The 21,266-nt window shown below is 70.9% G+C and carries 19 protein-coding genes and 1 pseudogene; 13 read left to right on the forward strand and 7 right to left on the reverse strand.

From position 1 onward, the window contains the following. The first annotated feature begins 130 nt into the window (after positions 1 to 130). The 4 genes from ispG (at position 131) to ACTWQR_RS23820 (ending at position 4,959) form a co-directional block, all read left to right on the forward strand. A complete protein-coding gene (gene ispG / locus ACTWQR_RS23805) occupies positions 131 to 1,288 on the forward strand; it encodes a flavodoxin-dependent (E)-4-hydroxy-3-methylbut-2-enyl-diphosphate synthase (protein ID WP_443229162.1) in 1,158 nt (385 codons plus the stop codon). 278 nt (positions 1,289 to 1,566) lie between these two features. Beyond that, positions 1,567 to 2,415 carry a GNAT family N-acetyltransferase gene (locus ACTWQR_RS23810; RefSeq protein WP_443229163.1) on the forward strand — a complete coding sequence of 283 codons (849 nt, stop codon included), beginning with the start codon at positions 1,567 to 1,569 and terminating at the stop codon, positions 2,413 to 2,415. 165 nt (positions 2,416 to 2,580) lie between these two features. Then, positions 2,581 to 3,150, forward strand: a complete 570-nt coding sequence (locus ACTWQR_RS23815) for a GNAT family N-acetyltransferase (protein WP_443229164.1) — start codon at positions 2,581 to 2,583, stop codon at positions 3,148 to 3,150. A 114-nt stretch (positions 3,151 to 3,264) separates the two neighbouring features. Next, positions 3,265 to 4,959, forward strand: coding sequence for a proline--tRNA ligase (locus ACTWQR_RS23820; protein ID WP_443229165.1), 1,695 nt, complete (start codon positions 3,265 to 3,267; stop codon positions 4,957 to 4,959). A 106-nt stretch (positions 4,960 to 5,065) separates the two neighbouring features. Here the strand turns inward: ACTWQR_RS23820 and ACTWQR_RS23825 are convergent, their stop codons facing one another. Genes ACTWQR_RS23825 through ACTWQR_RS23835 form a run of 3 tightly spaced genes read right to left on the reverse strand, consistent with a single transcriptional unit; the run spans position 5,066 to position 7,035 of the window. Further along, on the reverse strand, positions 5,066 to 5,959 hold the full coding sequence (locus ACTWQR_RS23825) for an aminoglycoside phosphotransferase family protein (RefSeq protein WP_443229166.1): 894 nt from the start codon (positions 5,957 to 5,959) through the stop codon (positions 5,066 to 5,068). 27 nt (positions 5,960 to 5,986) lie between these two features. After that, positions 5,987 to 6,484: a ferritin-like domain-containing protein gene (locus ACTWQR_RS23830; RefSeq protein WP_443229167.1), complete on the reverse strand. Its 498-nt coding sequence runs from the start codon at positions 6,482 to 6,484 to the stop codon at positions 5,987 to 5,989. After that, positions 6,481 to 7,035 (reverse strand): hypothetical protein, encoded by a 555-nt coding sequence (locus ACTWQR_RS23835; RefSeq protein ID WP_443229168.1) that lies wholly within the window; start codon positions 7,033 to 7,035, stop codon positions 6,481 to 6,483. Before ACTWQR_RS23835 ends, ACTWQR_RS23830 begins: the two co-directional genes overlap by 4 nt. Before the next feature lie 204 nt (positions 7,036 to 7,239). On the opposite strand from ACTWQR_RS23835, the gene rimP reads away from it, so the two are divergent. The 9 genes from rimP to ACTWQR_RS23880 all read left to right on the forward strand — a co-directional run bounded on the left by rimP (position 7,240) and on the right by ACTWQR_RS23880 (position 16,965). After that, positions 7,240 to 7,749 (forward strand): ribosome maturation factor RimP, encoded by a 510-nt coding sequence (gene rimP, locus ACTWQR_RS23840; RefSeq protein ID WP_443229169.1) that lies wholly within the window; start codon positions 7,240 to 7,242, stop codon positions 7,747 to 7,749. A 2-nt stretch (positions 7,750 to 7,751) separates the two neighbouring features. After that, complete coding sequence (nusA, locus tag ACTWQR_RS23845) at positions 7,752 to 8,774, forward strand: transcription termination factor NusA (RefSeq protein ID WP_443229170.1); 1,023 nt, start codon at positions 7,752 to 7,754, stop codon at positions 8,772 to 8,774. A 102-nt stretch (positions 8,775 to 8,876) separates the two neighbouring features. Next, complete coding sequence (locus ACTWQR_RS23850; protein ID WP_443229171.1) at positions 8,877 to 9,158, forward strand: YlxR family protein; 282 nt, start codon at positions 8,877 to 8,879, stop codon at positions 9,156 to 9,158. A gap of 162 nt (positions 9,159 to 9,320) precedes the next feature. Further along, on the forward strand, positions 9,321 to 12,494 hold the full coding sequence (infB, locus tag ACTWQR_RS23855) for a translation initiation factor IF-2 (protein WP_443229172.1): 3,174 nt from the start codon (positions 9,321 to 9,323) through the stop codon (positions 12,492 to 12,494). Between the two features lie 452 nt (positions 12,495 to 12,946). Continuing rightward, the gene (locus ACTWQR_RS23860; RefSeq protein WP_443229173.1) at positions 12,947 to 13,243 is read left to right on the forward strand and encodes a DUF503 domain-containing protein; all 297 of its coding nucleotides are present in this window, start codon (positions 12,947 to 12,949) and stop codon (positions 13,241 to 13,243) included. Between the two features lie 67 nt (positions 13,244 to 13,310). Continuing rightward, positions 13,311 to 13,772, forward strand: coding sequence for a 30S ribosome-binding factor RbfA (gene rbfA, locus ACTWQR_RS23865; RefSeq protein ID WP_443229174.1), 462 nt, complete (start codon positions 13,311 to 13,313; stop codon positions 13,770 to 13,772). Next, positions 13,769 to 14,674 (forward strand): tRNA pseudouridine(55) synthase TruB, encoded by a 906-nt coding sequence (gene truB, locus ACTWQR_RS23870; RefSeq protein WP_443229175.1) that lies wholly within the window; start codon positions 13,769 to 13,771, stop codon positions 14,672 to 14,674. Before rbfA ends, truB begins: the two co-directional genes overlap by 4 nt. Before the next feature lie 578 nt (positions 14,675 to 15,252). After that, entirely contained in the window at positions 15,253 to 15,801 is a 549-nt protein-coding gene (locus tag ACTWQR_RS23875) for a hypothetical protein (protein WP_443229176.1), read from the forward strand. A 210-nt stretch (positions 15,802 to 16,011) separates the two neighbouring features. Continuing rightward, entirely contained in the window at positions 16,012 to 16,965 is a 954-nt protein-coding gene (locus ACTWQR_RS23880; RefSeq protein ID WP_443229177.1) for a bifunctional riboflavin kinase/FAD synthetase, read from the forward strand. A gap of 81 nt (positions 16,966 to 17,046) precedes the next feature. On the opposite strand, the gene ACTWQR_RS23885 is transcribed toward ACTWQR_RS23880, so the two are convergent. The 4 genes and pseudogenes from ACTWQR_RS23885 to ACTWQR_RS23900 form a co-directional block, all read right to left on the reverse strand. After that, positions 17,047 to 18,204: an ABC transporter ATP-binding protein gene (locus tag ACTWQR_RS23885; RefSeq protein ID WP_443229178.1), complete on the reverse strand. Its 1,158-nt coding sequence runs from the start codon at positions 18,202 to 18,204 to the stop codon at positions 17,047 to 17,049. Then, positions 18,201 to 19,316, reverse strand: a complete 1,116-nt coding sequence (locus tag ACTWQR_RS23890) for an ABC transporter ATP-binding protein (RefSeq protein ID WP_443229179.1) — start codon at positions 19,314 to 19,316, stop codon at positions 18,201 to 18,203. Before ACTWQR_RS23890 ends, ACTWQR_RS23885 begins: the two co-directional genes overlap by 4 nt. Beyond that, positions 19,202 to 20,140 (reverse strand): ABC transporter permease, encoded by a 939-nt coding sequence (locus ACTWQR_RS23895; protein ID WP_443229208.1) that lies wholly within the window; start codon positions 20,138 to 20,140, stop codon positions 19,202 to 19,204. Before ACTWQR_RS23895 ends, ACTWQR_RS23890 begins: the two co-directional genes overlap by 115 nt. Before the next feature lie 47 nt (positions 20,141 to 20,187). After that, positions 20,188 to 21,253, reverse strand: a pseudogene (locus ACTWQR_RS23900) (ABC transporter permease). Between the last annotated feature and the right edge of the window lie 13 nt (positions 21,254 to 21,266).

Raw genomic sequence — 21,266 nt, forward strand, 5'->3', positions numbered from 1 at the left:
CCTGGCCGTCCTCTATTGGGTGGCCGTGCCCATGGAATGTGCTCACGTCAGCGAGGGTGCCGTAATCTCGATGGCTGGAGCCCGTCAGCTTTCGGGACCGACCGATCCTTACCTTGGGGTTGCACAGCAGATGACTGCGATTTCACTCGGCATGCCGGACGTTCCGACCAAGCTCGCCGAGCGCCGGAAGAGCCGACAGATCCAGGTCGGAACCGTGGCCGTGGGCGGAGACGCGCCCGTGTCGGTGCAGTCGATGACGACGACGCGTACGTCGGACATCGGCGCCACGCTCCAGCAGATCGCCGAGCTGACCGCGTCCGGCTGCCAGATCGTGCGTGTGGCGTGCCCCACGCAGGACGACGCGGACGCGCTCGCCACCATCGCCCGTAAGTCGCAGATCCCGGTCATCGCCGACATCCACTTCCAGCCGAAGTACGTGTTCGCCGCGATCAACGCCGGCTGCGCGGCGGTCCGCGTGAACCCCGGCAACATCAAGCAGTTCGACGACCAGGTCAAGGAGATCGCGCGGGCCGCCAAGGACACCGGCACGCCGATCCGGATCGGGGTCAACGCGGGCTCGCTGGACCGCCGGCTCCTGCAGAAGTACGGCAAGGCCACCCCGGAGGCCCTGGTGGAGTCCGCGCTGTGGGAGGCGTCCCTCTTCGAGGAGCACGACTTCCGGGACATCAAGATCTCGGTGAAGCACAACGACCCGGTGGTCATGGTCAACGCGTACCGCCAGCTGGCGGCGGCGTGCGACTACCCCCTCCACCTCGGTGTGACGGAGGCCGGTCCCGCCTTCCAGGGGACCATCAAGTCGGCTGTCGCCTTCGGTGCGTTGCTCTCCGAGGGCATCGGCGACACGATCCGCGTCTCGCTGTCGGCGCCGCCGGCCGAGGAGATCAAGGTCGGCATGCAGATCCTGGAGTCGCTGAACCTCAAGCAGCGGCGCCTGGAGATCGTCTCCTGCCCCTCCTGCGGGCGCGCCCAGGTCGACGTCTACAAGCTGGCCGAAGAGGTCACCGCCGGTCTGGACGGCATGGAGGTCCCGCTGCGCGTCGCCGTCATGGGCTGCGTCGTGAACGGGCCCGGCGAGGCCCGCGAGGCCGACCTCGGCGTCGCCTCCGGCAACGGCAAGGGGCAGATCTTCGTCAAGGGCGAGGTCATCAAGACGGTGCCCGAGTCGAAGATCGTGGAGACCCTCATCGAGGAGGCGATGAAGATCGCCGAGCAGATGGAGGCGGACGGAATCGCCTCCGGCGAGCCTTCGGTGTCGGTGGCCGGCTGACTCTTTCTCCAACCCCGCCCCTTCCCGAAACTGGGGGCTGGGCCCGAAATCAGCCCCTCCGGCGTTTGAGGAGCGGGGCCTCGGGGGGCGGCCCCCGAAACGGGGTCTGGGGCGGAGCCCCAGTGATGATGGGGGTCCCCCCGCTCGAGTGAAGCCGAGAGTGGGGGAGGGTAGGGGCGGCGGGGGCGAAAGCAAGCCCCTGGCCAACGGGCGGCGCCGCACATTCTCGCCGGGTACAGTGCGGAGATCTAGCAGACTTTACGGTGAAGGCCCCGCACGTGTTGACGCAGACGACCACCAGGGTCCTCAACCCGAGTGACCTGGACGCCGCGCTCGCCGTCCTCGACCGCGAGCCGGTCGCGAACGCCTTCGTGAGGTCCCGAGTGCAAGTAGCGGGCCTCGACCCATGGCGCCTCGGCGGCGAGATGTGGGGCTGGTACGAGGACGGCATGCTGACGTCCCTCTGCTACGCGGGCGCCAACCTGGTCCCGATCTGCGCCACCCCCCGCGCCGTACGCGCCTTCGCGGACCGCGCCCGCAGGGCGGGCCGCCGCTGCTCCTCGATCGTCGGCCCCGCCGAGGCCACGGCACTGCTGTGGCGCCTCCTCGAGCCGAACTGGGGCCCCGCCCGCGAGGTCCGCACCCATCAGCCCCTGATGGTCACCGACCGCCTCCCCGCGGACATCGCCCCGGATCCGTACGTCCGCCGCGTCCGCAAGGACGAGATCGAGACGATCATGCCGGCCTGCGTGGCGATGTTCACCGAGGAGGTCGGCGTCTCGCCGCTCGCCGGTGACGGCGGCCTGCTCTACCAGGCCCGGGTCGCCGAACTCGTCGGCTCCGGACGCTCGTTCGCCCGCCTGGGCCGGGACGGCCGGGTCGTCTTCAAGGCCGAGATCGGCGCCGCGACCCCGGGGGCGTGTCAGATCCAGGGGGTGTGGGTCGCCCCCGAGTACCGGGGGAAGGGCCTCGCCGCCCCCGGCATGGCGGCGGTCCTGCGCTACGCCCTCACAGACGTCGCACCGATAGCCAGCCTGTACGTCAACGACTTCAACACGGCCGCGAGGGCGACGTACCGCAGGGTCGGCTTCCAAGAGGTCGGCGCGTTCATGAGCATCCTGTTCTGAGGGCACACGCCCCGTCAGGGGCGCGGCCCGTCAGGAGCGCGGGGCTGTGACGTCATGCGGCTCCGCCGAGAGTGGGGGAGCGACCAGCCAAACCCAACCCGCACCCAACAAGACAACCCCCAGTCCCCGGCGCGATCCAGCAAACCGCACAGGTAGTCTCCGGGCATGCTGCGCTTCCCCGGTCAGGGCCCTGGTAGGCCCGACGAAGTCGTCATCGGCCCGCTGGATCTGGCCGCACGGGTCGACGAGGCGCTCGCCGTGCAGGCCGTGGCCTTCGGGCTCGGCTCGGACGAGATCGCCGTACGCCGGCAGATCGTGCTGCGGCACCTCACCTCTCCCGGGGCCCGCGCGCTCGGCGCGACCACCCCCGGCGGACGGCTCGTCGGCTTCGTCTACGGCATGCCCAACGACCGTAGGCACTGGTGGTCCACCGTCGTCGAGCCCTACCTGCGGGCCCAGGGCTACGACGACTGGCTGGACAACTCCTTCGTGATCACCGAGCTGCACGTCCACCCGCACTACCAGAACCGCGGTATCGGCCGCTCCCTGATCACCGCCATCACGGAAGGCGCCGCCGAGCCGCGTTCGATCCTCTCCGCCATCGACACGGAGAGCCCGGCCCGCGGGCTGTACCGCTCGCTCGGGTACGAGGATCTGGCCAGGCAGGTTCTGTTCCCGAGCGCCCCGAAGCCGTACGCGGTGATGGGCGCGCAACTGCCGCTCCGCCGCCGTTAGAGCCTGCCCTGAAGGGCCAGGCGGAGGACACGGCGTCCTTAACCGATTTCCACCGCTCGGTACCGCCCGGCTAACCTCCTTGGCATCACCCTTACGCAGCAGGAGTCAACAATCATGGCCCAGGTCCAGCGCATGTCCCGTTTGATGGTCAAGACACTGCGTGACGACCCGGCGGATGCCGAGACGCTCAACCACAAGCTGCTTGTCCGCGCCGGCTACGTGCGCCGCACCGCGGCCGGGATCTGGTCCTGGCTGCCGCTGGGCAAGAAGGTCCTGGACAACGTCGCCCGCGTGGTCCGCGAGGAGATGGACGCCATGGGCGGCCAGGAGGTCATCCTCCCGGCCCTGCTGCCCAAGGAGCCCTACGAGGCGACCGGCCGCTGGGACGAGTACGGTCCGGAGCTGTTCCGCCTCAAGGACCGCAAGGGCGCGGAGTACCTCCTCGGCCCGACCCACGAGGAGATCTTCACGCAGCTGGTGAAGGACCAGTGCTCGTCCTACAAGGACCTGCCCGTGATCCTTTACCAGATCCAGTCCAAGTACCGCGACGAGGCCCGTCCGCGCGCCGGCATCCTGCGCGGCCGCGAGTTCCTGATGAAGGACTCCTACTCCTTCGACACCAGTGACGAGGGCCTGGCCGAGTCCTACGCCCTGCACCGCGAGACGTACATCAAAATCTTCAACCGTCTCGGCCTCGACCACCGCATCGTCTCCGCGGTCTCCGGCGCGATGGGCGGCTCGGCCTCCGAGGAGTTCCTCGCCCCGGCCCCCGCCGGCGAGGACACCTTCGTGGACTGCCCGGCCTGTGACTACGCCGCCAACACCGAGGCGGTCACCTTCGTCGCTCCGGCCGCCGAGAGCGTCGAGCACCCGGCCGTCGAGGAGCTGGACACCCCCGACACCCCGACCATCGAGACGCTCGCCGAGCACCTCGGCGTCCCGGCCTCCGCGACGCTGAAGAACCTCCTGGTCAAGGTGGACGGCGAGATCGTCGCCGTCGGCGTCCCCGGCGACCGCGAGGTCGACCTGGGCAAGCTCGGCGAGCACCTCGCACCGGCCGTCGTCGAAATCGTCACCGCCGAGGACTTCGAGGGCCGCGAGGACCTGGTACGCGGCTATGTGGGCCCGCAGGGCCTGGACAAGGTCCGCTACGTCGCCGACCCCCGCGTGGCCCCCGGCACGGCCTGGATCACCGGCGCGAACAAGGACGGCAAGCACGCCAAGAACGTCGTCGCCGGCCGTGACTTCGAGGTAGACGACTACCTCGACGTGGTCGTGGTGGAAGAGGGCGACCCCTGCCCCTCCTGCGGCACCGGCCTCAAGCTGGACCGCGCCATCGAGATCGGCCACATCTTCCAGCTGGGCCGCAAGTACGCCGACGCCTTCCAGCTCGACGTCCTCGGCCAGCAGGGCAAGCCGGTCCGCGTGACCATGGGTTCGTACGGCGTCGGTGTCTCGCGCGCGGTGGCGGCGCTGGCCGAGCAGACGGCCGACGACCAGGGCCTGTGCTGGCCGAAGGAGATCGCTCCGGCAGACGTCCATGTCGTCGCGGCGGGCAAGGCCCTGCAGACGGAGCTGGCGCTCGACGTCTCGGAGAAGCTGGGCGCGGCGGGCGTACGCGTGCTGGTGGACGACCGGGCGGGTGTCTCGCCGGGCGTGAAGTTCACCGACTCCGAACTGATCGGCGTACCGCAGATCCTGGTCGCCGGGCGCCGCTCGGCCGAGGGTGTACTGGAGCTGAAGGACCGCCGCACCGGTGAACGCGAGGAGCTGACGGTGGAAGAGGCGATCGCCCGCCTGACGGCGTAGTGACCTTTTCTCGGACTCTCGGACTGCTCCCCGACCGTAGGACGTGACACAGCGTCATTCGGAGGGGAGCAGTCATGACGGGCCCCCGCACGACCGCCGGCCGCCGCTACAGCCAGCTCGCGAACTCCAGCAACAGCTCCGCGTCCTGGGGCCGGCCCACGCGCCGGGCCCGTACGCCCGACTCCACCGCCCGGAACAGGGTCCACCCGCGCAGCCGCTCCTGGTCCACGTCCAGGGACTCCGCGAGGCGCTTCACCCGGCGACGGGTGGTGGCGGCGCCGGAGGGGGAGGCGATCAGGTCCTCGACGCGGTCGCGGACCAGGCGGGCCAGGTCGAAGGCGCTCTCGCCGACGACGGGATCGGGCCCCACGGCCAGCCAGGGGCTGCGCTCGCCGGCGAGGACCTTGCTCTGCCGGAAGGTGCCGTGCAGGAGACGCGCCTGGGGCGGGGACGCCAGCAGCTCGTCGCGTACCGCGAGCGCCGCGTCGACCAGCGGCGCCGCCTCGGCATCCGCGGTCGCCCGCATCACCTCCGCCTGCCGCCCGGTCCGCTCGGCCACCGTCTCGAAGACATGGCCGGCGGGCGGCTCGACCCACAGCCGGCGCAGCGTCCCCGCCGCCTCCAGCATCGACTTGGCCTCGGGCAGCGAACGCACCGACACATCGGGGTGCAGCCGCTCCAGCAGCAGTACGCCCTCGGGTCCGGTCGGATCGAGGAGCCGTACCGCCCCCAGGCCGTCCCAGTGCGCGAGCGCGGCCCGCTCGCTCTCCGGGCGGGCCCGGCGTGGCGCGAGCTTGAGGACGGCGGGGGTGCCGTCCGGCAGCCGCACCAGGATCACCAGGCTGCTGCGCCCACCGGGGACCTGCACGCGCTCGACGATCAACTCGCGTAGAGCAACGGCCTGTTGAGCCGTCTCGGGCAGCTTCTCCAGCCAGTCGTCACCGGCCGGTGCCGTCTCGCCGAGCGCTCTGACGAGACGCGGCGGCGGTTCGAAAGCCATGCGCGAGTCGGTCCCTTCCTGTGTGCGTTACGCCGTCGGTGCCGCCGACGCGGTGGCGGTGGCCGACCGCTCGGCGAGACCAGGGAAGGCTACGCTCTCGCCGCGCCAGCGCACGGCCCGCACCGCCGCGTCCCGCAGTGCCTCCGCGGCCGCGCGGCGCCGGTCACCCTCGGCGGCCCGGACCAGATCGGAGTACACCCCGGCCACCCGGTCCTCCAGCTCGGCGGCGAGCCGTACGGCAGCGTCCGAGTCCGGCACCGGGAACGGCAGCGCGTACGCGGCCGCCGCCGGCTCGGGCTTCCCGCCCAGATCCCGCACGGCCCGCGCCAGCTCGTCCCGCCGGGCCCGGTGCGCGTCGTACGCCGCCCGTGCCTCGCTCCGCCGCCCCTCACCGACCTTCCCGCCCACGACCCCGTACCCGTACACAGCGGCATGCTCGGCCCCGAGCGTGGCCTGCACGGCCGTCAGCTCGGCGGACGCCTTCCCGGAACTCCCGGAACTCCCGGACACCTCAGTACCGCTCACTTATCGCCTTCCGTCAGCAGAAACGCGTGTACCGCACCGGCCGCCGCCACCGAGGCCAGCAGCCGGGCCAGCTCGCCCGGTACCTCCAGCAGCTCCTTCGTGCGCCGGTCCGCCAGTGCCCGCTCGGCGGCGGCGAGTTCCGCGACCGCGTCCTTCTCCTCGAGTGGGACGTCCGGGGAAGCGGAGGGGGAGGGGGAAGGCGCGGCTGACGGATGTGCGGAAGCAGCCCCGGAGGGAGACGCCGATGCCCGCTTCTCGCCCCCGAACGCCTTCGCGTGCCGTACGACCTCCGCCCGCAGCGGCGACAGCCGTCCGGCCAGCGCGGGATGCACGGCGAGCACCGCCGCGTACCGCTCGGCGAGCCGCTCGCTGTCGCGGGCCGCACGCGCGCGTGCCCGGTCGGCGGCGGAAGGGCTTCCCTTGGTGGTCTCGGAGGAGGAGTCGGAGGCGGAGCAGCTCGCGAGCAGCGCGGCGCCCGCGCCGGCGGCCCCGGCGAGCAGGCTCCTTCGGCGCGGCCCCGAGGGGGTGCGCGACGGCAGGGTGAACGGCACGGCAGACGTCCTCGAGGGCTCGTACGAACGGAAGGGCGGCAGGCCCGTGATCACGGTACCCGCGCACCGCCCCGGCACTCACCAGCGGCGCCGTCGGGCGCCGGGCGCGCCCACGGTGGACGGCAACACCCCTTCGGACCGGATACCCTTTGACCTGACACGCGACGTAACCACAACAGCACACGCGGCCGAGGAGTCACCCGGATGAGCACCACCCAGAGCGAGAGGCTGCGAGAGCTCCTGGAACCGCTCGTCAGCTCTCAGGGACTCGATCTCGAGGAGATCGAAGTGGACTCGGTGGGACGTAAGCGCGTGCTGCGTGTCGTCGTCGACTCCGACGAAGGAGCCGACCTCGACGCGATCGCCGATGTGAGCCGCGCGCTCTCGGCGAAGCTCGACGAGACGGACGCGATGGGCCAGGGCGAGTACACGCTGGAAGTGGGAACCCCCGGCGCCGAGCGCGAACTCAAGGAACACCGTCACTACGTTCGCGCCACCGACAGGCTGGTCAAGTTCCAGCTGACCAGCGGTGACGAGCTCGTCGCCCGGATCCTGACGGTGGACGACGAGGGCCTGGACGTCGAGGTGCCCGGCGTGAAGGGGCGCAAGCCCACCGCCAAGAGGCTCGCCTTCGACGACATCGCCAAGGCGCGCGTCCAGGTCGAGTTCAGCCGCAAGGACAAGAAAGACATGAAGGAAGAGGAGGAGGCGTAGCCGTGGACATCGACATGAGTGCCCTGCGGGGCCTGGTGCGGGAGAAGGAGATCTCCTTCGACCTGCTGGTCGAGGCGATCGAGTCGGCCCTCCTCATCGCCTACCACCGCACCGAGGGAAGCCGCCGCCACGCGCGCGTGGAGCTCAACCGCGAGAGCGGCCACGTGACGGTGTGGGCGAAGGAGGACCCCGAGGACCTCGAAGAGGGGCAGGAGGCGCGCGAGTTCGACGACACCCCGTCCGGCTTCGGCCGCATCGCCGCCACCACCGCCAAGCAGGTCATCCTGCAGCGCCTGCGGGACGCCCAGGACGACGCGACGCTCGGTGAGTACGCCGGCCGTGAGGGCGACATCGTCACCGGAGTGGTCCAGCAGGGCCGCGACCCGAAGAACGTGCTCGTCGACATCGGCAAGCTGGAGGCCATCCTGCCGGTGCAGGAACAGGTCCCCGGCGAGTCGTACCAGCACGGCATGCGGCTGCGGTCGTACGTCGTACGGGTGGCGAAGGGCGTACGGGGTCCCTCCGTGACGCTCTCCCGCACGCACCCGAATCTGGTGAAGAAGCTCTTCGCGCTCGAAGTGCCGGAGATCGCCGACGGCTCGGTCGAGATCTCCGCGATCGCCCGCGAGGCCGGACACCGCACGAAGATCGCCGTCCGGTCCACCCGGTCGGGACTGAACGCCAAGGGTGCCTGCATCGGCCCCATGGGCGGTCGTGTGCGTAATGTCATGGCCGAGCTGAACGGTGAGAAGATCGACATCGTCGACTGGTCCGACGACCCCGCCGACATGGTCGCCAACGCGCTCTCCCCGGCCCGGGTCTCCAAAGTCGAGGTCGTGGACCTCGCGGCCCGCTCCGCGCGCGTGACGGTCCCCGACTACCAACTGTCCCTGGCGATCGGCAAGGAAGGGCAGAACGCCCGGCTCGCCGCCCGCCTGACCGGCTGGCGGATCGACATCCGCCCGGACACCGAACAGACCCCCGAGCAGGCTGGTGGACGGGCCGGAGAACGAGACGGGGAATAGATCCGAGCCGCAGGTGGCTCAGATCACGACAGTTTTACGCGCGGCAACTGTTCGATACTTGCCCCAAAGGGGTGAGGTCGGTGCAGGGAGGTAGACTTAAGAGTGTCTGGCCGGACGCAAGCCCGCGCATGCCCTGAACGCACCTGTGTGGGGTGCCGGGAGCGAGCGGCCAAGACCGATCTGCTGCGCACCGTGGTGGCCGAGGGCGAATGCGTCCCCGATCTTCGCGGTACGCTGCCCGGCCGGGGTGCGTATGTACACCCCGCCCTGGTCTGTCTGGACCTGGCGGTTCGCCGCCGGGCGTTCACAAGGGCGCTGCGTGCCCCGGGAGCGCTCGACACAAAGGCGTTGCGCCACTACGTCGAGCAGACAGAGAGTTGCTGAGCAGGCAACACCGTAAGACGTGTCGTACGGAACCCCGTGCGGCCCTGGTACCCCGCGAGTTGGAAGTAGGTCGAGATTGCGATGAGCACTCGATGAGCACGCGATGAGTACGCCCATGAAGTAGCGACGGTCCGGACGCAACCCGGACCTAAAAGGAGCGAAGTGGCTAAGGTCCGGGTATACGAACTCGCCAAGGAGTTCGGGGTTGAGAGCAAGGTCGTCATGGCCAAGCTCCAAGAACTCGGTGAATTTGTCCGTTCTGCGTCCTCGACGATCGAGGCGCCCGTAGTACGCAAACTGACCGACGCCCTCCAGCAGGGCAACGGCGGCGGCAAGCCCGCCCCGCGCAAGGCCGCGCCCGCCAGGCCCGGTGCACCCTCTCCGGCGCAGGCCGCCCGTCCGGGTCCGGCCGCACCGCGCCCTCCGGCCCCGAAGCCGGCCGCCGCGGAGACGCCCTCACCGGCTCCGGTCACTCCGGCTGCCGGCCCGCGTCCGGGTCCCAAGCCGCCCACGCCGAAGCCCGCTCCGGCGTCTCCGGCTCCGGCAGCGCCCGAGTTCACGGCGCCGCCCGCGGCTCCCGCGGCTCAGGCTCCCGCGGCTTCCTCGGCCCCGGCCGCGAGTCCGCGTCCGAGCGGTGCCCGTCCCGGCGCCCCGAAGCCCGGTGCCCGTCCGGCCGGTCCCGCACAGGGTGGCCAGGGTCCGGGGCAGGGCCGTGGCGACCGACCCGACCGCGGTGACCGTGGCGACCGTCAGGGCGCCCCGCGTCCCGGCGGCCAGGGCACGCGTCCCGGTGGTCGTCCCGCCGGACCGCGTCCGGGCAACAACCCGTTCACCTCTGGTGGCTCCACCGGCATGGCGCGCCCGCAGGCGCCCCGTCCGGGTGGCGCCCCGCGTCCCGGTGGCCCCGGTGGTGCCCCGGGCGGCCAGCGTCCGCAGGGCGCCGGCCAGGACCGTGGTCCTCGTCCCCAGGGCGGTCCCGGCGGCGCTCCGCGTCCGCAGGGCGGTCCGGGCGGATCCCGTCCGACTCCGGGCGGCATGCCTCGTCCCCAGGGTGGTCCCGGCGGCGCTCCGCGTCCCGGCGGCGGCCCCGGTGGCAACCGTCCCAACCCCGGCATGATGCCGCAGCGTCCGGCTGCCGGTACCCCGCGTCCCGGTGGCGGTGGCCCTGGCGGCCGCGGTCCCGGCGGTGGCGGTCGTCCCGGCGGCGGTGGCGGCGGCGGTCGTCCCGGTGGCGGCGGCTTCGCCGGTCGTCCGGCCGGTCCCGGTGGCGGTGGCGGCGGTTTCGCCGGTCGTCCCGGTGGTCCCGGTGGCGGTGGCGGCGGTTTCGACGGTCGTCCGGGTGGTCCCGGTGGCGGCGGCGGTCGTCCCGGCTTCGGTGGCCGTCCCGGTGGTCCGGGTGGCCGTGGTGGCACGCAGGGCGCCTTCGGTCGTCCCGGCGGTCCCGCGCGTCGTGGTCGCAAGTCGAAGCGGCAGAGGCGCCAGGAGTACGAGGCCATGCAGGCCCCGTCGGTCGGCGGTGTGATGCTGCCTCGTGGCAACGGACAGTCCGTCCGCCTGTCGCGCGGTGCCTCGCTCACCGACTTCGCCGAGAAGATCGGCGCCAACCCGGCGTCGCTCGTCGGCGTGATGATGAACCTCGGCGAGATGGTCACTGCCACGCAGTCCGTCTCCGACGAGACGCTGAAGCTCCTCGCGGACGAGATGAACTTCGTCCTCGAGATCGTCAGCCCCGAGGAGGAGGACCGCGAGCTGCTCGAGTCCTTCGACATCGAGTTCGGCGAGGACGAGGGTGGCGAGGAGTTCCTCGTCGCGCGTCCGCCGGTCGTGACCGTCATGGGTCACGTCGACCACGGTAAGACCCGCCTGCTCGACACCATCCGCAAGACGAACGTCGTCGCGGGCGAGGCCGGTGGCATCACGCAGCACATCGGTGCGTACCAGGTGGCGACCGAGGTCAACGGCGAAGAGCGCAGGATCACCTTCATCGACACCCCGGGTCACGAGGCGTTCACCGCCATGCGTGCCCGTGGTGCCAAGTCGACCGACATCGCGATCCTCGTGGTGGCGGCCAACGACGGTGTGATGCCCCAGACGATCGAGGCGCTGAACCACGCCAAGGCGGCCGAGGTGCCGATCGTGGTCGCGGTCAACAAGATCGACGTCGAGGGCGCCGACCCGACCAAGGTGCGCGGTCAGCTCACCGAGTTCGGTCTGGTGGCCGAGGAGTACGGCGGCGACACGATGTTCGTCGACATCTCCGCCAAGCAGGGCCTCAACATCGAGAGCCTGCTGGAGGCCGTGGTCCTCACCGCGGACGCCTCGCTCGACCTGCGGGCCAACCCGGAGCAGGACGCGCAGGGCATCGCGATCGAGTCCCACCTCGACCGTGGCCGTGGTGCCGTTTCGACGGTCCTGGTCCAGCGCGGCACGCTGCGCATCGGCGACACGATGGTGGTCGGCGACGCGTACGGCCGTGTCCGGGCGATGCTCGACGACAACGGCAACAACGTCGAGGAAGCGGGTCCGTCGACCCCCGTCCTGGTCCTGGGTCTCACCAACGTCCCGGGCGCCGGCGACAACTTCCTGGTTGTCGACGAGGACCGCACGGCGCGTCAGATCGCCGAGAAGCGCGCGGCGCGTGAGCGCAACGCCAACTTCGCCCGGCGCGGAGTCCGGTTCTCCCTGGAGAACCTGGACGAGGCGCTCAAGGCCGGTCTGGTGCAGGAACTCAACCTCATCATCAAGGGCGACGCGTCCGGTTCGGTGGAGGCTCTCGAGTCCTCGCTGCTCCAGCTCGACGTCGGCGAAGAGGTCGACATCCGCGTCCTGCACCGTGGTGTGGGTGCCGTCACCGAGTCGGACATCGACCTGGCGACCGGCTCCGACGCCATCGTCATCGGCTTCAACGTCCGTGCGGCCGGTCGTGCCGCGCAGATGGCGGAGCGCGAGGGCGTCGACGTCCGCTACTACTCGGTGATCTACCAGGCCATCGAGGAGATCGAGGCAGCCCTCAAGGGCATGCTCAAGCCGGAGTACGAAGAGGTCGAGCTCGGCACGGCGGAGATCCGCGAGGTCTTCCGCTCGTCCAAGCTGGGCAACATCGCCGGTGTGCTTGTTCGCTCCGGCGAGGTCAAGCGCAACACCAAGGCGCGGTTGCTGCGCGATGGCAAGGTCATCGCGGAGAGCCTCACCATCTCCGGTCTGCGGCGCTTCAAGGACGACGTCACCGAGATCCGCGAAGGCTTCGAGGGCGGTATCAACCTCGGAAACTTCAACGACATCAAGATCGACGACGTCATCGCGACGTACGAGATGCGCGAGAAGCCGCGCGGCTAGTCTGCGGCTGGCTGAACCGGTGTCGGGGTTGGCCGGCGAGGATTCGTCCTCGCCGGCCGGCCCCCGCCGGGTTTCTGGGGCTCCGCCCCAGGCCCTGTGGGGTTGTGTTGTCGGGTGCGGGTGCGGGTGCGGGTGCGGGTGGGGTGTGGCTGGTCGCGCAGTTCCCCGCGCCCCTGAAAAGCGGGGCTGCGCCCCTGCTTTTCAGCTCAGCCCTGTCCCGCACTTTCCAGCCCCGTCCCGCGCCTTTCAGCCCGTCCGGCGTTTGAGGACGAGGCCGTTCAGGCCGACGAGCGGGGGTCTGGGGGCGCAGCCCTCAGGGATGGGACGGGTAGGGGCGGCGGGGGCGAAAACCCCGTCGAGCGGCCCGGGCGTTCGTTGTACGGTTCTGGTGTCCCCGCCAAGGGCTTGGCGGGGCCATCTATCCCGTACCGGCGGGACATCCGGATACACATATGTACGTGGGGACTCTGTCCTTCGATCTCCTCCTCGGCGACGTACGGTCGCTCAAGGAGAAACGCTCCGTCGTCCGCCCGATCGTGGCCGAGCTCCAGCGCAAGTACGCGGTCAGCGCGGCGGAGGTCGACCACATGGACCTCTACCGCAGGGCCGTCATCGGTCTCGCGGTGGTCTCCGGGGACACGGGGCACCTGACCGACGTACTGGACCGGTGCGAGCGTCTGGTCGCCGGGCGTCCCGAGGTGGAGCTGCTGTCGGTCAGACGGCGGCTGCACGGCGAAGACGACGAATGAGCGTGTGAGCGTACGGCGCCGACGATCGGCCGTACGACAGAACAGTAAGAAAGAAGGAGACGGACCAGTGGCCGACAACGCGCGGGCGAAGAAGCTGGCGGACCTCATCCGAGAGGTGGTGGCCCAGAAGCTGCAGCGCGGGATCAAGGACCCGCGGCTCGGTTCGCAAGTGACCATCACGGACACCCGGGTCACCGGGGACCTCCGGGAGGCGACCGTCTTCTACACGGTGTACGGGGACGACGAGGAGCGCGCGGCGGCTGCCGCGGGCCTGGAGAGCGCCAAGGGCGTGCTCCGCTCGGCGGTCGGCGCGGCGGCGGGCGTGAAGTTCACGCCGACCCTGACCTTCGTGGCGGACGCCCTGCCGGACACCGCCAAGACCATCGAGGACCTGCTCGACAAGGCACGGGCCAAGGACGCGCAGGTACGCGAGGTCTCGGCCGGCGCCGCCTTCGCCGGTGACGCGGACCCGTACAAGAAGCCGGGCGACGAGGACGATTCCGCCGAGACGGGCGACGCCGCCGAATGACTCAGAAGCACCCCACGCCCGACGGGCTTGTCATTGTCGACAAGCCGTCGGGCTTCACTTCGCACGACGTGGTCGCCAAGATGCGCGGGATCGCGAAGACCCGACGTGTCGGACACGCGGGCACCCTCGACCCGATGGCGACGGGCGTGCTCGTCCTGGGCGTCGAGAAGGCGACCAAGCTCCTCGGGCACCTCGCGCTGACCGAGAAGGAGTACCTGGGGACCATCCGCCTCGGGCAGAACACCCTGACGGACGACGCCGAGGGCGAGCTCACGGCCTCCGTGGACGCCTCGAAGGTGACGCGGGACGCCATCGACGCCGGGATCGCCAAGCTCAGCGGCGACATCATGCAGGTGCCGTCCAAGGTCAGCGCCATCAAGATCGACGGCGTGCGCTCGTACAAGCGGGCTCGCGAGGGGGAGGACTTCGAGATCCCGGCCCGGCCCGTGCGGATCTCCTCCTTCGCGGTGTACGACGTCCGGGACGCGGTCGCCGAGAACGGCACGCCCGTTCTGGACCTGATCGTCTCGGTGGTCTGCTCGTCCGGTACGTACATCCGGGCGCTCGCCCGCGACCTGGGCGCCGACCTGGGGGTCGGCGGCCATCTGACGGCGCTGCGGCGCACCCGCGTCGGCCCCTACAAGCTCGACTCCGCCCGCACCCTCGACCAGCTCCAGGCGGAGCTGACCGTGATGCCGCTCGCGGAGGCCGCCGAGGCGGCGTTCCCACGCTGGGACGTGGACGAGAAGCGGGGGCGGCTGCTGACGAACGGTGTCCGCCTGGAGATGCCCGAGGAGTACGCGGGGGCCGGGGCCGTCGGGGTGTTCGATCCCGAGGGGCGGTTCCTGGCGCTGGTGGAGGAGCAGAAGGGGAAGGCGAAGAGCCTGGCGGTGTTCGGCTGACTTCGGCTGACCCTTGTTGTCGGCCGGCTTGTCAGCTGGCTTGTCGGCCGACTTGTCCGTCGGCTTGTCGGCCTGGCTCGTTGTGGAGCGGCGTTCACGGGAACTCCTGTGTGCGCCGCTCCACTGTCCCCTCGGTTCCCCCATCCAAGGGTGTATCCATCCGTCCCCGTCAAATCACTCGTCCGTGCAGGCGCTCGGAGTGAAACGGGGGAGTGGAAGGGGGCTCTTTCGGCTTGCGATCTGTCGGCGCCCGATCACCCGTCAACGAGCACCCGTCAACAAGCTCCGTCAACAAGCGCCCGCACAACTCACCGTCCGTCTGCAGGAGTTGCTCCGTGCCCTCGACGAACGCGAGCCGACGGATACCGCCGCCTCTTGAGCCACTCGCCTCCTCAGCGACGTACTGCTCCGGGTGCCCGACGCGACCCCGTACAGCGGCGTGCCGCGGCACCTCGCCGAGCGCGTGTGAGGCGGCGGCGGGCCGAAGGGCGAGCCGTTCCAGGGGAGTTCAGGCCAGGCTTCTGGATCGCGCTGCCGTTGCCGGAGGCGCACCGGTTCACCCTCTGAGGCGTCTCGTCGTGGCGGACGAAGCTCCGCCGGCGACCGAACCTCGTTACCTGGACGCTGTTTCGGACCTCCTCGCCGCCGAGCCCGCCGCCGTACAGCCCCACCTCACCCACTGGTTCGGCGACGACCGTCCGCTCCCCGCCACCTCCGACGCCACCGTCGCGACCGCGCGCCCAGGCGCTCCTGGACACCCACCGGCACCGCGCCTGGACCGACCTGACCGAGGCGATGGCCGAGAGCGCGCCCGCGCCCGGAGAGACGAGCTTCTGGCCGTCCTCGCGGAAGAGGTAACCGTCCGCCGGGCGGTCGACCGCTGGGCGCACGACGAGCGGCCGGAACGCAGGGCGGCGGCGGTGGCGTACGGGCCGCGGGCCGAGCCGCACGCACGCACCGACGCCGACCGCGAGCTGCCGCGCCAGGCCGCGCCCGCGCTGTTCGCCCACCCTCGTCCCCCGCTGGCTCACGGATGCCCCGCAGGACTGGTCCACTGGTCCACGGTGGTCGGCCCCAGCACGCGCCGCATGATCGAGAATCCGGCGGCGGTACGGGTTCCGGCGTGACTGATCGTGCGAGGTCGTGCGAGGTCGGGCAAGTTGGTGCGGGCTCTGCGGGCTCGTGCGGGCTCGTGCACCGAAGGCCGAATCGCGCGGTCGTCACGTGCCCCCCATCACAGCCACCCATGCCGATGCGAGCCGTGGGCACGCGGCATGGCACCCTTAGACCTGCGTATGAGGCAGACACGGACACGGGTTCGACGAGGAGCGGTCACAGTGCAGCGCTGGCGTGGTTTGGAGGACATCCCCCAGGACTGGGGGCGCAGCGTCGTCACCATCGGCTCGTACGACGGCGTCCACCGCGGACACCAGTTGATCATCAGGCATGCCGTGGAACGGGCACGTGAACTGGGCGTTCCCTCTGTGGTGGTCACCTTCGACCCGCACCCGAGCGAGGTCGTGCGTCCCGGCAGCCACCCGCCCCTGCTCGCCCCGCACCACCGCCGGGCCGAGCTGATGGCCGAGCTGGGGGTCGACGCCCTGCTCATCCTCCCCTTCACCACCGAGTTCTCGAAGCTGTCACCCGCCGACTTCGTGGTGAAGGTCCTCGTCGACAAGCTGCACGCCAAGGCTGTCGTCGAGGGCCCCAACTTCCGCTTCGGCCACAAGGCCGCCGGCAACGTCGCCTTCCTGACCGAGCAGGGTGAGACGTACGACTTCGACGTCGAGGTGGTGGATTTGTACGTGACCGGTGAGGCCGGCGGCGGCGAGCCGTTCTCCTCCACCCTGACCCGGCGGCTCGTCGCCGAGGGCGATGTCGAAGGGGCGCGCGAGATCCTCGGCCGCCCGCACCGCGTTGAGGGCGTCGTCGTCCGCGGCGCCCAGCGCGGCCGCGAGCTCGGCTTCCCCACCGCCAACGTCGAGACGCTCCCGCACACCGCGATCCCCGCCGACGGTGTCTACGCGGGCTGGCTGCACACCCAGGGCGAGGCCATGCCCGCCGCGATCTCCGTCGGCACGAACCCGCAGTTCGACGGCACCGAGCGCACGGTGGAGGCGTACGCCATCGACCGCGTGGGCTTGGATCTGTACGGCCTGCACGTCGCCGTCGACTTCCTCGCCTTCGTCCGCGGCCAGGCCAAGTTCGACTCCATCGAGGCGCTCCTGGAGACGATGGCCGAGGACGTGAAGCACTGCCGGGAGCTCGTCGAGGCGTACGAGGGCGCGTAGGCGTCTTTCTTGTGCGGCCCTCTGAGGGCCTGGGCGGCCTTGTGAGGCCTTGTGCGGTACAACCTTTATGCGTTGAGGCTCTTAGGCGGTAGGCGCTGCGGTAGGTGCTTTCGCGTGTGCGGAGGACGTCTGGACCCGCGCCCAGTGGCACGCCACCTGCGCCCCGCCGCCCCCGTCCAGCACCGGCAGGTCCTCGCCGCGGCACGCGTCCGCGACCCCCGCCCGCTCGGCCTCTCCGCTCGCCAGGATCTGGCAGCGCGCGTGGAAGCGGCAGCCGGAGGGAATGCGGGACGGGTCCGGGGGCTCACCGGTGAGCACGACCGGATCGCCCGGTGCTTCGGGGAGGACCGACAACAGGGCCTGTGTGTACGGGTGTTGAGGTGCAGTCAGGACCTCTTCCACCGCGCCGGTCTCCACGATCCGGCCCAGGTACATCACCGCGACGCGGTCGGCGATGTTCCAGGCGAGACCCAGATCGTGCGTCACCACCAAGGCGGACAGGCCGAGTTCGGCGCGCAGCCGCAGCAACAGGGCCAGGATCTCGCCGCGTACCGAGGCGTCCAGCGAGGCCACCGGCTCGTCCGCGACGATGAGTTCGGGTTCCAGGACGAGCGCGCCCGCGATGACGACACGCTGGCGCTGGCCGCCCGAGAGTTCGTGCGGGTAGCGCAGGAAGAAGCGCTCGGGCGGCCGGAGCCCGGTCCGGGCGAGGGCGCCCGCCACCGCTTCCCGTTCGTCCCCCGCGTACCTGTGGATGCGCAGCCCCTCGGCCACCGCGTCGTACACCGTGTGCCGGGGGTTGAGCGAGCCGCTCGGATCCTGGAGGACCAGCTGGACGCGCTTGCGGTACGCCTTGAGGGCACGCGAGGAGTAGTCGAGGGGCCGGCCCGCGAAGGTGACGCGGCCCTTGGTCGGCGGGACGAGACCCAGGAGCGAGCGCGCCAGGGTCGTCTTGCCGCAGCCCGACTCGCCGACCAGCGCGACGATCTCGCCGGGCCGGACGTCCAGGTCCACGCCGTCCACGGCACGAGCCCGGGCGGCACCCTGCCGGCCGGGAAACGTGACGTGCAGGCCCTCGGCACTCAGGAGCGGCGGTGCGGGAGCACCTTTCGGCGATTCCGGTGAGTCAGGTGATTCCCGCGACTCGCGCGAGTCCTGTGATTCCCGCGACTCCCGCGATTCCGGTGAGGGCGAGGAGGCCGCGGCGGTCTTCGTCATGTGGTGCTGCTCCTCGGTCACGGGGTGCTCCTAGCCTCTTCCGCCATGGCCTCCATGGGCTCCACGTGTACACACGCCGCCCGGCGGTCCGGTGCCGCCGCCCGCAGCGACTGGTCCTCCGCGGCGCACGCGTCCAGCGCCACCGGGCACCGCGGATGGAACGTACAGCCGGAGGGCAGCGCCGACGGATCCGGCGGGTCTCCGGGCAGCCCGCGCGGCGCGAACCGCGATCCGGGGTCCCCGATCCGGGGGAACGCCGCCGACAGCGCCTGCCCGTAAGGGTGTTGGGCGTCCTCGTACACCTGTCGTGCCGGTCCCTCCTCCACCACCCGTCCCGCGTACATCACCGCGAGCCGGTCGCAGGTGTCGGACAGGACCGCCAGGTCGTGGCTGATCATGACGAGGCCCAACTCCTGCTCGGAGACGAGCTGTTCGATCAGCCGCAGGATCTGCGCCTGGATCATCACGTCGAGCGCTGTGGTCGGTTCGTCGGCGATGATCAGGCGGGGGTCGCAGGCCAGGGCCATGGCGATCATCACACGCTGGCGCTGGCCGCCGGAGAGTTCGTGCGGATAGGCGGACGCCCGCGCCGCCGGAAGGCCCACGTGCTCCAGCAGTTCGCCGGTCTTCTTCCGCGCGCCCGCCGGGGTCGCCTTCCTGTGCAGCAGGATCGGCTCGGCGATCTGGTCGCCGACGCGGTGCACGGCGTTCAGCGAGTGCATCGCACCCTGGAAGACGATCGAGGCACCGGCCCACCGGACCGCCCGTACCCGTCCCCACTTCATGGTCAGTACGTCCTCGCCGTCCAGGAGGATCTCCCCGGACACCCGGGTTCCGGCCGGCAGCAGCCGCAGCAGGGCGAGCGCCAGCGTGGACTTGCCGCAGCCCGACTCGCCCGCGATGCCGAGCTTCTGGCCCGCGGCCACGGTGAGGTTCACCCCGCGTACGGCGGCCACTCCACCGGCGTACGTCACCTCGAGGTCCCGTACCTCCAGCAGGCTCTGTGTTCGCGGTGTGCTCAACGGGCCACCCCCAGCTTGGGGTTGAGGACGGACTCGACCGCGCGCCCGCACAGGGTGAAGGCGAGCGCCACGACGGCGATCGCGATGCCCGGCGGCACCAGGTACCACCATTTGCCGGCGCTGACCGCGCCCGCCTCGCGTGCGTCCTGGAGCAGACCGCCCCAGGAGACGACCGTCGGGTCGCCGAGGCCGAGGAAGGCGAGCGTCGCCTCGGCGAGGATCGCGGAGGAGATGATCAGGGTCGTCTGCGCGAGGACCAGCGGCATGACGTTCGGCAGGACGTGGCGGGACATGATGTGCCAGTGGCCGCCGCCGAGCGCCTTGGCCCGTTCGATGTACGGCCGCGACTCCACGGCCAGCGTCTGTGCCCGGACCAGGCGGGCCGTGGTCGGCCAGGTCGTGACGCCGATCGCCAGGATGATCGTGCCGAGCGACCGGGACATCACGGTCGCGAGCGCGATCGCGAGCACCAGCGTCGGCATGACCAGGAACCAGTCCGTGATCCGCATCATCACGGTCGCGTACCAGCCGCGGAAGTGCCCGGCGGTGATGCCGATGAGCGCGCCGATCGCGACGGAGAGGACGGCCGCGAGTAGTCCGACGAGCAGGGAGACCCGCGAACCCCACACGACGAGCCCCAGCAGACTGCGCCCGAACTGGTCGGTGCCCAGCGGGAATTCGGTGCTGGGGCTCTCCATGGGCTGCCCGGGCGCGTTCGTCACGCTCTGCGCGTCGGAGCCGACGGTCAGCGGTGCGGTGAGCGCGATCAGGGCGAACAGCGCGAGGGCCGCGAGACCGAAGAGGCCGGCGCGGTGGGTGCGGTACCGCTGCCAGAAGCGGGCGGCGGAGTGGCGGCGGCGCTGCCGGGCGAGGGCGCGCGGACCGGCCTTCAGCGGTGTACCGGCCTTTGGCAGGGCGGTCGCTTCGGCCGGCATGGGGTCGTCCGGGTCGGTCGTCATCGGCTCGTCCGGGTCTGTCGTCGTCATCGGCCCACCCGGGGGTCGAGCAGCGGATAGATCAGGTCGGCGAGCGTGTTCATCACGATCACCGCGGCGGCGAAGATGAAGAACAGCCCCTGGACCAGCGGGAGATCGGGCACGCTCAGCGCCTGGTAGAAGAGTCCGCCGAGGCCGCCAGGAGAAGACGGTCTCGACGAGGATCACGCCCGCGACGGTCCGGCCGAGGTTGATGAAGATCAGCGTCATCGTGGGCAGCAGCGCGTTCGGAACGGCGTGGCGGCGGCGTACGAGGTCGTCCCGCAGTCCCTTGGCGCGCGCGGTCGTCAGGTAGTCGCTGCCCATCTCGTCGAGCAGCGCCGAGCGGGTGACGAGCAGCGTCTGCCCGTACTCCACCGCGACCAGCGTGACCACCGGGAGGATGAGGTGGTGGGCCACGTCGAGGACGTACCCGAAGCCCTCCTCGCTGCCCGACTCCATGCCGCCCGTCGGGAAGAGACCGGGGATCGGCCCGATGCCCACCGAGAAGACGATGATGAGCAGCAGACCCAGCCAGAACGACGGAATCGAGTAAAGGGCCAGCGCCAGACCGGTGTTGAGCCGGTCGCCGAGCCCGCCGCCGCGCCACGCCGCGCGCGTACCGAGGAAGATACCGAGCGCGGTGTAGAGGACGAACGCCGTGCCGGTCAGCAGGAGCGTGTTCGGCAGGGCCTCGGTGATCTTGTCCACGACAGGGGCATTGAACTGGTACGACGTGCCGAGATCGCCGGTGAGCGCCTTGCCGCAGTAGTCCGTGAACTGCTCCCACATCGGCAGATCGAGACCGAACTCCCGGCGGTACGCGGCGAGTTGCTCGGCCGACACCTGACGGCCGCCGGTCATGAACTTCACCGGGTCGCCGGGGATCAGCCGGAAGAGGAAGAAGCTGGTGACGAGGACGGCGAGCAGCGAGACGGCCGCGCCGCCCAGCTTGCCTGCCACGTACCGCAGATACGCGGTGGTCGTGCGCGCGCGTGGTCCGCGGGCCGACGGCCCGGCCTCGACCGGGCCGTCGGCCTTCTCGACCAGTGCGGGTGTCGCTTCAGCGGTCATGAACGCTCACTCG

It is taken from the genome of Streptomyces sp. 2A115, assembly GCF_052245575.1.
Taxonomy (GTDB): Bacteria; Actinomycetota; Actinomycetes; order Streptomycetales; family Streptomycetaceae; genus Streptomyces.

What these genes read in the sequence shown, in the direction of transcription:
- ispG (WP_443229162.1), top strand. Translation starts at nt 131, where the DNA reads ATGACTGCGATTTCACTCGGCATGCCGGACGTTCCGACCAAGCTCGCC.
- ACTWQR_RS23815 (WP_443229164.1), top strand. Translation starts at nt 2,581, where the DNA reads ATGCTGCGCTTCCCCGGTCAGGGCCCTGGTAGGCCCGACGAAGTCGTC.
- ACTWQR_RS23820 (WP_443229165.1), top strand. Translation starts at nt 3,265, where the DNA reads ATGGCCCAGGTCCAGCGCATGTCCCGTTTGATGGTCAAGACACTGCGT.
- ACTWQR_RS23825 (WP_443229166.1), bottom strand. Translation starts at nt 5,959, where the DNA reads ATGGCTTTCGAACCGCCGCCGCGTCTCGTCAGAGCGCTCGGCGAGACG.
- rimP (WP_443229169.1), top strand. Translation starts at nt 7,240, where the DNA reads ATGAGCACCACCCAGAGCGAGAGGCTGCGAGAGCTCCTGGAACCGCTC.
- ACTWQR_RS23860 (WP_443229173.1), top strand. Translation starts at nt 12,947, where the DNA reads ATGTACGTGGGGACTCTGTCCTTCGATCTCCTCCTCGGCGACGTACGG.
- truB (WP_443229175.1), top strand. Translation starts at nt 13,769, where the DNA reads ATGACTCAGAAGCACCCCACGCCCGACGGGCTTGTCATTGTCGACAAG.
- ACTWQR_RS23890 (WP_443229179.1), bottom strand. Translation starts at nt 19,316, where the DNA reads ATGGTGGTACCTGGTGCCGCCGGGCATCGCGATCGCCGTCGTGGCGCT.
- ACTWQR_RS23895 (WP_443229208.1), bottom strand. Translation starts at nt 20,140, where the DNA reads ATGCCGGCCGAAGCGACCGCCCTGCCAAAGGCCGGTACACCGCTGAAG.